The 13,424-nt window shown below is 70.4% G+C and carries 14 protein-coding genes; 8 read left to right on the top strand and 6 right to left on the bottom strand.

What is annotated here, in order from left to right; translation table 11 throughout:
* Positions 1-84: 84 nt before the first annotated feature.
* Positions 85-1,011, bottom strand: a complete 927-nt coding sequence (locus tag ACFVJQ_RS29685; protein ID WP_385788540.1) for a metallophosphoesterase — start codon at positions 1,009-1,011, stop codon at positions 85-87.
* Positions 1,012-1,105: 94 nt separating this feature from the next.
* Between ACFVJQ_RS29685 and ACFVJQ_RS29680 the strand changes: the two genes are divergently transcribed.
* Positions 1,106-1,570, top strand: a complete 465-nt coding sequence (locus ACFVJQ_RS29680) for a GatB/YqeY domain-containing protein (RefSeq protein ID WP_224734522.1) — start codon at positions 1,106-1,108, stop codon at positions 1,568-1,570.
* A gap of 84 nt (positions 1,571-1,654) precedes the next feature.
* Here the strand turns inward: ACFVJQ_RS29680 and ACFVJQ_RS29675 are convergent, their stop codons facing one another.
* Complete coding sequence (locus ACFVJQ_RS29675) at positions 1,655-3,934, bottom strand: transglycosylase domain-containing protein (RefSeq protein WP_385513283.1); 2,280 nt, start codon at positions 3,932-3,934, stop codon at positions 1,655-1,657.
* Positions 3,935-4,352: 418 nt separating this feature from the next.
* Here ACFVJQ_RS29675 and wblA point away from each other — a divergent pair, with 418 nt between their 5' ends.
* A complete protein-coding gene (gene wblA / locus ACFVJQ_RS29670) occupies positions 4,353-4,691 on the top strand; it encodes a transcriptional regulator WblA (RefSeq protein WP_224734524.1) in 339 nt (112 codons plus the stop codon).
* A gap of 69 nt (positions 4,692-4,760) precedes the next feature.
* On the opposite strand, the gene ACFVJQ_RS29665 is transcribed toward wblA, so the two are convergent.
* The gene (locus ACFVJQ_RS29665) at positions 4,761-6,137 is read right to left on the bottom strand and encodes an ArsA family ATPase (protein ID WP_385788536.1); all 1,377 of its coding nucleotides are present in this window, start codon (positions 6,135-6,137) and stop codon (positions 4,761-4,763) included.
* Entirely contained in the window at positions 6,134-7,111 is a 978-nt protein-coding gene (locus ACFVJQ_RS29660) for an ArsA-related P-loop ATPase (protein WP_385788533.1), read from the bottom strand. Before ACFVJQ_RS29660 ends, ACFVJQ_RS29665 begins: the two co-directional genes overlap by 4 nt.
* Positions 7,112-7,216: 105 nt before the next feature.
* Between ACFVJQ_RS29660 and ACFVJQ_RS29655 the strand changes: the two genes are divergently transcribed.
* The 4 genes from ACFVJQ_RS29655 to ACFVJQ_RS29640 all read left to right on the top strand — a co-directional run bounded on the left by ACFVJQ_RS29655 (position 7,217) and on the right by ACFVJQ_RS29640 (position 9,635).
* Complete coding sequence (locus ACFVJQ_RS29655; RefSeq protein WP_003975360.1) at positions 7,217-7,378, top strand: DUF4177 domain-containing protein; 162 nt, start codon at positions 7,217-7,219, stop codon at positions 7,376-7,378.
* Complete coding sequence (locus ACFVJQ_RS29650) at positions 7,375-7,842, top strand: RidA family protein (RefSeq protein ID WP_224734527.1); 468 nt, start codon at positions 7,375-7,377, stop codon at positions 7,840-7,842. The genes ACFVJQ_RS29655 and ACFVJQ_RS29650 overlap by 4 nt, the downstream gene beginning before the upstream one ends.
* A 96-nt stretch (positions 7,843-7,938) precedes the next feature.
* Complete coding sequence (locus ACFVJQ_RS29645; protein ID WP_385788530.1) at positions 7,939-8,808, top strand: NUDIX hydrolase; 870 nt, start codon at positions 7,939-7,941, stop codon at positions 8,806-8,808.
* Entirely contained in the window at positions 8,805-9,635 is an 831-nt protein-coding gene (locus tag ACFVJQ_RS29640) for an MBL fold metallo-hydrolase (RefSeq protein WP_385788527.1), read from the top strand. The genes ACFVJQ_RS29645 and ACFVJQ_RS29640 overlap by 4 nt, the downstream gene beginning before the upstream one ends.
* A gap of 1 nt (position 9,636) precedes the next feature.
* Here the strand turns inward: ACFVJQ_RS29640 and ACFVJQ_RS29635 are convergent, their stop codons facing one another.
* Together ACFVJQ_RS29635 and ACFVJQ_RS29630 are read right to left on the bottom strand one after the other, a co-directional pair.
* Positions 9,637-10,458: a nucleotidyltransferase gene (locus ACFVJQ_RS29635; protein ID WP_385513278.1), complete on the bottom strand. Its 822-nt coding sequence runs from the start codon at positions 10,456-10,458 to the stop codon at positions 9,637-9,639.
* A gap of 130 nt (positions 10,459-10,588) precedes the next feature.
* A complete protein-coding gene (locus ACFVJQ_RS29630; protein WP_133928442.1) occupies positions 10,589-11,263 on the bottom strand; it encodes a Crp/Fnr family transcriptional regulator in 675 nt (224 codons plus the stop codon).
* Between the two features lie 278 nt (positions 11,264-11,541).
* Between ACFVJQ_RS29630 and nth the strand changes: the two genes are divergently transcribed.
* Positions 11,542-12,615 (top strand): endonuclease III, encoded by a 1,074-nt coding sequence (gene nth / locus ACFVJQ_RS29625; RefSeq protein WP_385788523.1) that lies wholly within the window; start codon positions 11,542-11,544, stop codon positions 12,613-12,615.
* Positions 12,616-12,709: 94 nt separating this feature from the next.
* Positions 12,710-13,405, top strand: a complete 696-nt coding sequence (locus ACFVJQ_RS29620; RefSeq protein ID WP_385513276.1) for an NUDIX hydrolase — start codon at positions 12,710-12,712, stop codon at positions 13,403-13,405.
* Positions 13,406-13,424: the final 19 nt, after the last annotated feature.

Raw genomic sequence — 13,424 nt, 5'->3', positions numbered from 1 at the left:
TGGGTTACTCCGCCGACTGGCCCATACGTGGGACACCCGCCCGGCGCCTACGTGGGGCACCCGCCCGCCCTGCCACGTCTCGACCTACGCCCGCCCCACCAGCGTCAGCAACGTCGCCTCCGGTGGGCAGGCGAAGCGGACGGGGGTGTACCGGTTGGTGCCGCAGCCTGCTGAGACGTGCAGGAAGGCGGTGCGGTCCTCCACCGTGTGCGTCGACAGGCCCTTCACGCGGTCGGTGTCCAGGTCGCAGTTGGTGACGAAGGCGCCGTAGAAGGGGAGGCAGAGCTGGCCGCCGTGGGTGTGGCCGGCCAGGATCAGGGGGTAGCCGTCGGCCGTGAAGGCGTCCAGGCTGCGCAGGTACGGGGCGTGGACCACGCCCATCGAGAAGTCCGCCGAGCCCGAGGGGCCGCCGGCGACCTGGGCGTAACGGTCCCGCTTGATGTGCGGGTCGTCCACGCCCGTCAGCTCCACCGAGACGCCGTCGGCCTTCAGTGTGCCCCGTGTGTTCGTCAGGTTCAGCCAGCCCGCCGCGTCGAAACCGTCCCGCAGGTCCTCCCACGGGTTGTGGACCACGCCGACGGCAGGCGCGTTGCCGTTCAGGCCGTGGCGGCCCTGCGCCTTCTCGATCAGATAGCGGGCGGGGTTGCGAAGCTTGGGGCCGTAGTAGTCGTTGGAGCCGAAGACGTACGCGCCCGGGAAGTCCAGCAGCGGCCCGAGCGCGTCCAGGACCTCCGGTACGCCCTCCGGGTCCGAGAGGTTGTCGCCCGTGTTGATCACGAAGTCGGGGCGCAGCCCCGCCAGCGAGCGCAGCCAGCGCTGCTTCTTGCGCTGCCCGCTGACCATGTGGATGTCGGAGACGTGCAGCACACGCAGCGGGCGCATGCCCTCGGGCAGTACCGGGACAGTGATCCGTCGCAGGCGGAAGGAACGGGCCTCGAACCCGGCCGAATAGAGGAGACCGGCGGCCGCGACCGCCGTGATGCCGAGGGGGACTCCATATCGCGCGCGCATGGCTCCATCGTGTCAGACCCGGCCCGGGCGCCGCGCCCGGCCGTCCCTTAAATCAACAGGCGTCCGGCCGCCCACGCCTGCGACAATCGACCCCATGACCACGCTCAAGTCGAAGCTGCACGAAGACCTCAACGCCGCGATCAAGGAGCGCGACGAGCTCCGCTCCTCGACGCTCCGGCTGACGCTCGCCGCGATCACCAAGGAGGAGGTCGCGGGCAAGGAGAAGCGCGAGCTCTCCGACGAGGAGGTCACGAAGGTGATCACCCGCGAGGCGAAGAAGCGGCGCGAGGCCGCCGACGCCTTTGCGCAGGGCGGTCGCCCCGAGCAGGCGGAGCGGGAGAAGGCGGAGGGCGAGGTGCTCGCCGCGTACCTGCCCAAGCAGCTGTCCGACGAGGAGCTGAACCGGATCGTCGCCCAGGCGGTCGAGGAGGCGAAGGCGGCCGGCGCGGAGGGGCCGCGGGCGATGGGTGCCGTGATGAAGATCGTGAACCCGAAGGTCGCCGGGCAGGCGGAGGGCGGCCGCGTCGCCGCCGTGGTGAAGAAGCTCCTCGCGGGCTGAGGTCGTAAACGGGCTGTACGGCGATGGGGGCGCCCCTCCTAGGAGGGGCGCCCCCATCGCCGTACTACCGCCTGGGCCGGCCCGTCACGGCCAGTTCCCCCCGTTGCCGTTGCCGTTGCCACCGCCGTTGTCGCCGCCCCGGATCCAGCCCTCGGGGATGGAGAAGGAGGGCGTCGGGAAGGTGCCGCCGTCCGCGCCGCCGCCGATCAGGCCGCCGTTGCCGTTGTCGCCGTTGCCGTTGTCGTTGTCCTCGTCGTTGCCGTCACCGCGGTCCTCGTCCTCGTCCTCGTCCTCGGGGATCTCAACGAGGTTGAAGGACCCGGCTTCCTTGCCGACGAGGGCGCCGGACATGGCGTCCCGCCAGATGGGGCCCGGCACCCGGCCGCCGTAGACCTTGTCGTGCCAGACGCCGCCGATGGAGATGCCCTCCATCTGGACCTGCTGGGTGGCGCTGCCGACCCAGACCGCGCCGGACAGGTTCGGTGTGTAGCCGACGAACCAGGCGTTCTTGCGCTCGTCCGTCGTACCCGTCTTACCGGCGCTGTCCCGGTCGGTGAGGCCGGCCTCCTGGCCGGTACCGGAGTCGACCACACCCTGCAGCAGGGTGTTGACGGTGTCGGCCGTCTTCTCGGACATGGCCCGCGAGCAGGTCGACTTCGGCACTTCCAGCGACTTCTGCTCCTGGCCGATCTTCTGGGTGATCGACTCGATGGCGATCGGCGTGCAGTACATACCGCGCGAGGCGAAGGCGGCGTACGCGGTTGCCATCGTCAGCGGGGAGATGCCCTTGGAGCCGAGGGAGATGGCGGGGACCTCGGGGAGCTTCTCGCCGTTGCCCTGCACGACGTGCAGGTTGTCGGTCATCTTCACGACCGGGCAGAGACCGATGTCGGAGATCATCTGGACGAAGTAGGTGTTGACCGACTTCTCCATCGCCTCCCTGAGGCGGTACGGGCCGACCTCCGACTCGTCCTCGTTCTCGACGGTCGCCTTCTGCGGGCCCCCGTTCACCCACGGCTTGCCGGAGCACGTCTGGACGGGGCTCGGGTAGTCCATGTCGTACGGCGCCGAGTACTCCTGCGTCACCGGCCGCCCCTCCTCCAGCGCGGCCGCCGCGACGAACGGCTTGAAGGTCGAACCGGTCGGGAAGCCGTAGTTCGAGCCGCCCATGGAGGCGTCGACCGAGTAGTTGTACTCGGTCTCGTTCTTGCCGTAGCCGAACGGCTTCGACTGGCCCATGCCGAGGATCCTGCCGGTGCCGGGTTCGACCAGGGTGGTGGCCGCGGCGACCTGGTCGTCCTTGTTGACGTGGTCCTTGAGGGAGTCCTGGACCGACTCCTGCGCCTGCGGGTCGAGGGTCGTACGGATCGTCAGGCCGCCCTGGTTCCAGATCTTCGCCCGCTCCTCCTTGGTCTTGCCGAAGACCGGGTCGCTCTTGAAGACCTTCTCGACGTACTTGCAGAAGAAGCTGGCGCCCTTGACCGCGGTGATGCAGCCGTTCTGCGGCCGGCTGATCTTCAGGTCCAGCGGCTGCTCCATGGCCTCGTCGGCCTCCGCCTGGGAGATGTTGCCGACATCGGCCATCCGCTGCAGCACCACGTTGCGCCGCTTGGTGGCCTCCGCCTCGTCGTTCACCGGGTCGTACCGGCTGGGCGACTGGACGATGCCGGCGAGGAGCGCCGACTCCTGGAGGTCGAGGTCCTTGGCCGACTTGGAGAAGTAGCGCTGGGCGGCGGCCTCGACGCCGTAGGCCTGCTGGCCGAAGAAGGTGATGTTCAGGTAGTTCTCGAGGATCTTCTTCTTGCCCAGCTCCTCCTCGACCTGGATCGCGTACTTCAGCTCGCGGATCTTGCGGCCGAGGGTTTGCTGGGTGGCCTGCGCGACCTTCGTCGGGTCGTCGCCGGCCTCCTCCACGAAGACGTTCTTCACATACTGCTGGGTGAGCGTGGACGCGCCCTCGGCCACGCCGCCGCTCTGTGCGTTGCGGTTGAGGGCGCGCAGGACGCCCTTCAGGTCGACCGCGCCGTGCTGGTAGAAGCGGGCGTCCTCGATGGCGACGATCGCCTTCTGCATGTACGGCGAGATGTCCTTGAGGTCGACCACCGTGCGGTCGCGCGAGTACACCGTGGCGATGCGGTCGCCCTTGGCGTCCAGGATCGTGGTGCGCTGGCTGAGCGGCGGGGTCTTCATGTTCGCCGGGAGCTCGTCGAAGCTCTCCACCGAGCCCTTTGCCGCAAGGCCCAGCGCGCCGACGGCGGGCAGCGCGATGCCGGCCATGACGGCTCCCGCGAGCACACTGACACCGAGGAACTTGGCGGCCTGCTGTGTTGGCGACAGACCACCGCCCGAGCGCTTCTTTGGCATGAGGGCAGCCTACGTTCTCATTCGCCGGACACGCGTATATGCCTTGGCCTAAGCTGCTCTCAACTGTCACAGCAGTAGGGCCACGTATCAATACGTCCGGCGACCCCGAATCGTTCCGGATCCTCTCGGTCTTTTTTGCCGAGGTGTGTTGGGCGCGTGTCCGAATCCGCCTTGTGTGTCACCTGGCGTCCGTTGTGACTCAGCTGAACCGTCCCGGATTGCCGGGATTGTCGCGCATGTCGCGGGCTCACTCCCCCGGGTGATCTGCCGCTTACCCATAGTCCGTTCGGGCCATTCAAGATTGGGCCCGAAGGGGGTGTTGCGCTGTGCCCACCTTCCGTAACGTCCTCAACTGGCGGCGGTGAATATGCCGCTGCCGCCGTGGGGGAGCCTCGATTCGGGAGAGGACGGCGCCGGTATGGGCTGGGTAACCGACTGGAGTGCGCAGGCGGCCTGCCGCACTACCGATCCGGATGAACTGTTCGTTCAGGGAGCAGCGCAGAACAGGGCCAAGGCGGTGTGCACCGGATGTCCGGTACGCACCGAATGTCTGGCCGATGCGCTCGACAACCGCGTCGAGTTCGGCGTGTGGGGAGGCATGACGGAACGAGAGCGCCGCGCACTGCTGCGCAGGCGGCCCACTGTCACTTCATGGCGCCGGCTCCTCGAGACCGCGCGTTCGGAGTACGAGCGTGGGGCCGGCCTCGTTCCCCTCGACGACGACGAGGTGTACGAGAACTACGCGGCGGTGAGCTGAGGGCGTCCCCTCCGGGGGTTTCCCTCCGGCGGTCGGGGGCTGTTCTCCTCATGTGCCGCCGTCAGGCACTCATGCGCCGCCGTCAGACACGCGGAGCTCGCTGTCGGGCAGCTCCGGCCGGTTGGCCGCGAGCCGGTCACCGATGTCCCGCAGTCCCGCGAGGTCATGCACATCGCCGGGCAGCGCGGCCACTTCGGCCACCGCCACCTCGGGGTGGAGCGCCGTGAAGCGGTCACGCGTGCGCTGCTCGCGGGCGAGCAGCTGCATACGCTCCGCGTGCAGCCTCAGCAGGCCCGCGGTGAGCTGGTCGACGGATCGCTCCGGGTCCGGGTCGGCGGGGGAGCCGTCGTCCGTGACGGTGGGGGAACCTTCGTCCGGAGCAGCCGGTGAGTCGGAAGCGGGAGATTCTGAACTGCCGTACGTGTCGGGAGAGTTACGAAGACCAGCTTTCCCTCCCCCCTGATCCACAATGCGGGGCTCCTCAAGATTTTCCGCGGCGGCGAGCGCCCGTTCGGCCGACAGCCGGAAAGCGCCGCTGCCGTGGACCCGGTTGAGCACCAGACCGGCCAGCGGCATGTCCTCGGCGGCCAGCCGCTCCACGAAGTACGCGGCCTCGCGCAGCGCGTCCCGCTCCGGGGCCGCCACCACCAGGAACGCCGTGCCCGGTGCCTGGAGCAGCTTGTACGTCGCATCCGCGCGGGTACGGAAGCCGCCGAACATGGAGTCCATCGCCGCCACGAACGTCTGTACGTCCTTCAGCAGCTGACCGCCGAGCAGCTTCCCCAGGGCGCCGGTCATCATCGACATGCCGACGTTCAGGAACTTCATCCCTGCCCTGCCGCCGACCTTCGCCGGGGCCAGCAGGACGCGGATCAGCTTGCCGTCGAGGAAGGAACCGAGCCGCTTGGGCGCGTCCAGGAAGTCCAGCGCCGAACGGGACGGTGGCGTGTCGACGACGATCAGGTCCCACTCGTGCCGGGCCCGCAGCTGGCCCAGCTTCTCCATCGCCATGTACTCCTGCGTGCCCGCGAAGCCCGCCGAGAGCGACTGGTAGAAGGGGTTCGACAGGATCGCGGCCGCCCGGTCGGGATCCGCGTGCGCCTCGACGATCTCGTCGAAGGTGCGCTTCATGTCGAGCATCATGGCGTGCAGTTCGCCTTCGCCGTCGATGCCCTTCACCCGGCGCGGGGTGTTGTCGAGGGAGTCGATGCCCATGGACTGCGCCAGCCGGCGCGCCGGGTCGATGGTGAGGACGACGACCTTCCGGCCGCGCTCGGCGGCCCTGAGGCCCAGCGCCGCCGCCGTGGTGGTCTTGCCGACCCCGCCCGAGCCGCAGCACACCACGATGCGGGTCTGCGGGTCGTCGAGGAGCGGATCGACGTCGAGCACGCGCGCGGGGGAGAGATGGCGGGCGCCTTCCGCGGTGTGGGCCGGGTCCGGACTCATACGATCCCCTGCTTCCGCAGTTCGTTGGCCAGTTCGTACAGGCCCGCCAGGTCCATGCCCTCGGCGAGCAGCGGCAGTTCGTGCAGTGGCAGGCCCAGCTCGCCCAGGGCGGCGCGCTGTTCGTGCTCCAGCAGGTAGCGCTCGGCATACTCCTCGGCCTGCGTCAGCAGCGGGTCCACGAGCTTCTCGGCGTTCTGCCCCCGGCGCGCCCCGCCGAGTCCGGCGGCCGACAGCGACCGCGCGATGTCGGTCCGCGGAACGGTCCGTACGAACTCCAGGTCGGCCGCGCCGAGCACCCCGGGCCGCACCATGTTCACGATGACCCGCCCGACCGGCAGCCGCGCAGCCCGCAACTCGGCGATCCCGTCCGCCGTCTCCTGGACGGGCATCTCCTCCAGGAGCGTCACCAGATGAACCGCCGTCTCCGGCGACTTCAGCACCCGCATCACGGCCTGCGCCTGATTGTGTATCGGCCCGACCTTGGCGAGCCCGGCGACCTCGTCGTTGACGTTGAGGAAGCGGGCGATGCGCCCGGTGGGCGGCGCGTCCATGATGACGTAGTCGTACACGAACCGCCCCGACCTGTCCTTGCGCCGGACCGCCTCGCACGCCTTGCCGGTCAGGAGTACGTCGCGCAGACCGGGCGCGATGGTGGTGGCGAAGTCGATGGCGCCGAGCTTCTTCAGGGCCCGTCCGGCACTGCCCATCTTGTAGAACATCTGGAGGTAGTCCAGAAGGGCCAGTTCGGGATCGATGGCGAGGGCGTACACCTCCCCGCCGCCCGGAGCTACGGCGATCTTCCGCTCCTCATAGGGCAGCGCCTCCGTTTCGAAGAGCTGTGCGATGCCCTGCCGACCCTCGACCTCGACGAGAAGCGTCCGCTTCCCTTCCGTGGCCAGAGCCAGCGCGAGGGCTGCGGCGACCGTCGTCTTACCGGTCCCGCCCTTACCGCTGACGACCTGGAGCCTGCTCACGTCTTCGAGCGTAACCAGTCCGCGCCGGAACCAATCCGGGGCCTGTGGACAACGGCGGCCCCGGCGACCGCGTACCCCGCCGACCACAGCGGATACAGTCGGCCCATGACCAAGTGGGAATATGCAACCGTGCCGCTGCTCGTCCACGCAACGAAGCAGATTCTGGACACCTGGGGCGAGGACGGCTGGGAGCTCGTCCAGGTGGTGCCCGGGCCGAACAACCCCGAGCAGCTCGTGGCCTACCTGAAGCGGGAGAAGCAGGCGTGAGCGCGGTCGAGGCGAAGCTCGCCGAGCTGGGCCTTGCGCTGCCGGCGGTCGTCCCGCCGCTGGCCGCCTACCAGCCGGCTGTGCAGAGCGGGCCGTACGTCTACACCGCCGGCCAGCTGCCGATGGTGGACGGCAAGCTTCCGGTCACCGGCAAGGTCGGCGCGGAGGTCACCCCCGAGGAGGCCAGGGAACTCGCCCGTACCTGCGCCCTGAACGCCCTCGCGGCCGTCAAGTCCGTCGCAGGCGACCTGGACCGCATCGCGCGCGTCGTGAAGGTCGTCGGCTTCGTGGCCTCGGCGTCGGACTTCACGGGGCAGCCGGCCGTCCTCAACGGCGCGAGCGAGCTGCTCGGCGAGGTCCTCGGCGACAAGGGCGTGCACGCGCGCAGCGCGGTCGGCGTGGCGGTACTGCCGCTGGACGCGCCCGTGGAGGTCGAGATCCAGGTGGAGCTCACCCAGCCGTAGGGCGTGTCGGCGGATCATGCCGGAATCGCGGGGTCTGGCAGCCGAGGTGATCACTGCCTCTCGAACATCCGCTCACCACGGGATAGCCTCGCGCCCATGGCGAACGGTCAGTGGTACCCCGCGGAGTGGCCGGACCGTATCCGCGCGCTCGCGGCGGGCACGCTCACGCCGGTGACCCCGAAGCGCGCGGCCACGGTCATGCTCCTGAAGGACACCGGCACCGGCCCCGCTGTCCACATGCTGCGCCGACGCGCGTCCATGGCCTTCGCCGCGGGCGCGTACGCGTACCCGGGCGGCGGCGTCGACCCGCGCGACGACGAGCACCACGTCGGCTGGGCGGGCCCCACGCGCGCGTGGTGGGCGGAACGGCTGGGCGTCGACGAGACGGCCGCCCAGGCGATCGTCTGCGCGGCCGTACGGGAGACGTACGAGGAGGCAGGCGTCCTTCTGGCCGGACCGACCCCCGACTCGGTCGTCGGCGACACCACGGGCCCGGACTGGGAGGCGGACCGCGCCGCCCTCGTCGCCCGCGACCTCTCCTTCGCGGAGTTCCTGGACCGCCGGGGCCTGGTCCTGCGCTCCGACCTGCTCGGCGCGTGGACCCGGTGGATCACCCCGGAGTTCGAGGCCCGCCGCTACGACACCTGGTTCTTCGTCGCCGCCCTCCCCGAGGGCCAGCGCACCCGCAACGCCTCCACGGAGGCGGACCGCACGGTGTGGATCCGGCCCGCGGAGGCGGCCGCGTCGTACGACAAGGGCGAGCTGCTGATGATGCCGCCCACGATCGCGACCCTGCGGCAGCTGACGGCGTACGGCACGGCCGCCGAGGCGCTCGCCTCGGCCCCGGACCGCGACCTGACGCCCGTCCTGGCGCAGGCCCGTCTGGAGGGCGACGAGATCGTGCTCGCCTGGCCGGGGCACGACGAGTTCACCAAGCACATCCCGACCGGTGGAGCCCCCGCATGACGGACGCAAGCGCCCTTCCCGGCCAGCCGCGCGGCGGGGTCCTCTCCGGCCCCGCCACCCCGCGGGCGGTCAACGTCCTCGCGCCCAACGCGTCCGCGATGACCCTGGACGGCACCAACACCTGGATCCTGGCGGAACCCGACTCCTCGGCGGCCGTCGTGATCGACCCGGGCCCCCTGGACGAGGGCCACCTGCGCACCGTCATCGACACCGCCGACCAGGCCGGCCGGCGCATCGCTCTGACCCTCCTGACCCACGGTCACCCGGACCACGCGGCGGGCGCCGCCCGCTTCGCCGAACTGACCGGCACCAAGGTGCGGGCGCTGGACCCGGCGCTGCGGCTGGGCGACGAGGGCCTGGCCGCCGGGAACGTGATCACGGTCGGCGGCCTGGAGCTCAGGGTGGTACCGACGCCGGGCCACACCGCGGACTCCCTTTCCTTCCACCTCCCGGCCGACCGGGCCGTCCTGACCGGTGACACCATCCTGGGGCGCGGTACGACGGTGGTGGCGCACCCCGACGGCCGCCTGGGCGACTATCTGGACTCCCTGCGGCGCCTGAGGTCCCTCACGGTCGACGACGGCGTCCACACGGTGCTCCCGGGCCACGGACCCGTCCTGGACGACGCTCAGGGCGCCGTGGAGTACTACCTCGCCCATCGTGCCCACCGGCTCGCCCAGGTGGAGACGGCCGTCGAGGACGGCTACCGGACGCCGGCCGAGATCGTCGCCCACGTGTACGCGGACGTGGACCGCTCCCTGTGGCCGGCCGCGGAGCTGTCGGTACGGGCGCAGCTGGACTATCTCGAGGAGCACGGGCTCATCTAGCTCAGTCGGGGCGGGGCGCCTTGATGCCGTGCACACGCGCGTACTCCCCGGCGAGCCACGGCCCGAGGTCGTCGACGTACGACCTGAGAAGGGCAGGGTCTCCGGTTGGCTCGTACCCGGCGACGGCCGCGGTCTTCATCTGTTCCGCGCGCGTGGGGTAGTACGCGCCGAAGATCTCCGCCATCTCCGTCAGATCGCTGGTCCAGCCGCCCCAGCGGGGCATGACGAGCGTGAAGCCGGTGCGGACGAGATGCCGGGACATGAAGCGCACGAGCGGCCGACGGGCCTCGTCGGTGTCGTCGGCGGTGGCGATCCGCTCGCGCCAGCGGGGCAGGAGGAGGGCGAGATCGCCGTTGGTCTCGCGGGCGAGGAGGCTGTCGGGCCGGTACCGCGGCAGGTACTCGGCGAGATCCTCCCCGAGCAGCGGCGTGCACAGACAGGTGACGAACCAGCCCAGGTCGTGGGTCTCGAGCTCGCTCAGCAGCCGCGTACGGCTGTACAGCAGCGTCCCGACCCCGTCGATCTCGGCGTAGTCCTTGTCGAGGGCCTCGCCCAGGGCACGGGCGGCGGCGCGGTCCGCGTCACCGGGCTCCTCCCGCAGGGCGAGCAGCAGATCCAGGTCGCTGCGCCCCACGCGCGCGGTGCCGCGTGGAATCGACCCGTAGAGGTACGCGCTGTGCAGCCGCGTCCCGAAGACGTCCGGCAGCCGGTCCTGGGCGGCGGCGACGACGGGACGGAAGGGGGACTGGACACGCCCGAGGGAGCCCTCGCGGGAGAGGTAGCCCTGGGGGTCGAGGCCTTTGGGGGGAACGGTTCCGGCCATGGGGTCACTGTGCCGTGGCCGGCCTATGCGTGCGCTGGATTTTTGTTGTGGCCGGTATCAAGCAGGCCGTCGTGGGGGTCCGGGGGCGGGCAGCCCCCGGGACGACGACCACAACGAGGCCTGCCGACGCTCAGCGCGAGCGCTTCGCCAGCCTCTCCACGTCCAGCAGAATCACCGCACGCGCCTCCAGGCGGAGCCACCCGCGCTGGGCGAAGTCCGCCAGCGCCTTGTTGACCGTCTCGCGGGAGGCGCCGACCAGCTGGGCCAGCTCCTCCTGCGTCAGGTCGTGGACGACGTGGATGCCCTCCTCGGACTGCACGCCGAACCGGCGGGAGAGGTCCAGCAGGGCGCGGGCCACACGGCCCGGGACGTCCGAGAAGACGAGGTCGGACATCGCGTCGTTGGTCTTGCGCAGCCGACGGGCGACGGCGCGCAGCAGCGCGGAGGCCACCTCGGGGCGGGCGTTCAGCCAGGGCTGGAGGTCGCCGTGGCCGAGGCCGAGCAGCTTGACCTCGGTGAGGGCGGTGGCGGTCGCGGTACGCGGGCCCGGGTCGAAGAGCGACAGTTCGCCGATGAGCTCGCTCGGACCGACGACGGCCAGCATGTTCTCGCGGCCGTCGGGGGACGTGCGGTGAAGCTTGACCTTGCCCTCGGTGACCACGTAGAGCCGGTCGCCCGGGTCGCCCTCGTGGAACAGGGAGTCACCCCTTGCGAGGGTCACCTCACTCATGGAGGCGCGCAGCTCCGCGGCCTGCTCGTCGTCGAGCGCCGCGAAGAGCGGATTGCGCCGCAGAACGTCGTCCACGAGTTCTCTCCTTGTCGACCTGCTCAGGGGAATCTTGCTCCCCCGTGTGTACCAGGGGACCCTGGTGCCCATTTTGCCGGACGGACCAAACAGTGTGATCTGTCACAAGGATGCCGCACTGCTGTCCCCAGGTAAGTGGCAGGGGTCCAATTGGGCGCCGATCTTCGGGGTCCGGGGCGGATGTCGGTGCAGGGCCTTAGGCTGGCCGAGTGTCCAAATAGCCGGTGAGAGCACAGGCCTAGGGGGCTGCACGGGTGGTTGTACGTCGGGATTCTGCCGTGGGCGAACAGGAGCCCGGTGGCGGAAAGAAAGCGGCAAAAACGACAAAAGGGGCGTCGGTAAAAAGCGCGACCGAGAAGAAGGCGACCGCGAAGAAGACGCCGGCCAAGAAGACGCCGGCTAAGAAGGCCACGGCGAAGAAGCCCACGGCGAAGAAGTCCGCGGACGCCGGGACGGCCACCGCCGTGGCCCGGAAGGCGACGCTCGGGCGGAAGAAGGCCGTCGTCGCCCCCAAGAAGGCCTCCGCCGCCGTGAAGAAGGCCCCGCCCGCGAAGGCCGTCGCCCCGAAGCCGCCCGGCAACGAGTCCCGTACGGCCCTGGTCCGCCGCGCCCGCCGGATCAACCGCGAGCTCGCCGAGGTCTACCCGTACGCGCACCCGGAGCTCGATTTCGAGAATCCCTTCCAGCTCCTGGTCGCCACGGTCCTGTCCGCCCAGACCACGGACCTGCGCGTCAACCAGACGACCCCGGCCCTGTTCGCCAAGTACCCGGGCCCCGAGGACCTGGCCGCCGCCAACCCGGAGGAGGTCGAGGAGATCCTGCGGCCGTGCGGCTTCTTCCGGGCCAAGACCAAGTCGGTGATGGGGCTGTCGAAGGCGTTGGTGGAGGAGTTCGGCGGCGAGGTTCCCGGACGGCTCGAGGACCTTGTGAAGCTGCCCGGCGTCGGCCGCAAGACCGCGTTCGTCGTGCTCGGCAACGCCTTCGGCCGTCCCGGCATCACCGTGGACACGCACTTCCAGCGGCTGGTGCGACGCTGGCAGTGGACCGAGGAGACCGACCCGGACAAGATCGAGGCCGCCGTCGGCGCGCTCTTCCCCAAGAGCGAGTGGACGATGCTCTCGCACTATGTGATCTTCCACGGCCGCCGTATCTGCCACTCCCGCAAGCCCGCCTGCGGCGCCTGCCCCATCGCCCCGCTCTGCCCGGCGTACGGCGAGGGCGAGACGGACCCGGAGAAGGCGAAGAAGCTGCTCAAGTACGAGAAGGGCGGCTACCCCGGCCAGCGGCTGAAGCCCCCGCAGGCCTATCTGGACGCGGGCGGCAAGCCGGCCCCGCCGCTGGGGGCCGGATGACGGGACGAGCGGCGCACACTGCACAGACCTCGGCATGGCCGGAACGATCTCGGTGCCGTCCGGCGTTGGACGTAAGCGGACGACGGGGGTGGCGATGACACGTGCGAGTCATACTCAGGGCGGTTCGGTGACGCTCAGCAAGGAAGGTCTGCCCGCCTGGCTGGACCCGGTGGTGCACGCCGCGGAGACGGTCGAGCCGTTGCAGCTGAGCCGCTTCCTGCCCCCGGCGGACGGCGCCGGCCGCCAGTCCGCCGTACTCATCCTGTTCGGCGAGGGCGAGCGCGGCCCCGAGCTGCTGCTGATGGAGCGGGCGAGCTCACTGCGCTCGCATGCCGGCCAGCCCTCCTTCCCCGGCGGTGCCCTCGACCCCGAGGACGGCGACCCCACGGCGGACGGGCCGCTGTGGGCCGCTCTCCGCGAGGCCGAGGAGGAGACCGGCCTCGATCCGTCCGGTGTACAGCTGTTCGGCGTGCTGCCCAAGCTCTACATCCCGGTCAGCGGATTCGTCGTCACGCCGGTGCTCGGCTGGTGGCGCGAGCCGAGCCCGGTCGGCGTCGTGGACCCGAACGAGACCGCGCGGGTCTTCACGGTTCCCGTGGCGGATCTCACGGACCCCGCCCACCGCGCGACTGCCATCCACCCCAGCGGTCACCGGGGCCCGGCATTTCTGGTCGAATCGGCCCTGGTGTGGGGCTTCACCGCCGGAATCATCGACCGCCTGCTGCACTTCGCGGGCTGGGAGAAGCCGTGGGACCGCGACAAGCAGGTCCCGCTGGACTGGCGGTCATGACAGGGTGGCCCTCGTGCTG

The sequence above is a fragment of the Streptomyces sp. NPDC127197 genome (assembly GCF_042672405.1).
Lineage (GTDB): Bacteria > Actinomycetota > Actinomycetes > Streptomycetales > Streptomycetaceae > Streptomyces > Streptomyces flavusporus.
Note: the sequence above shows the minus strand (reverse complement) of the source record. Positions and strands in the feature narration are given on the sequence as shown.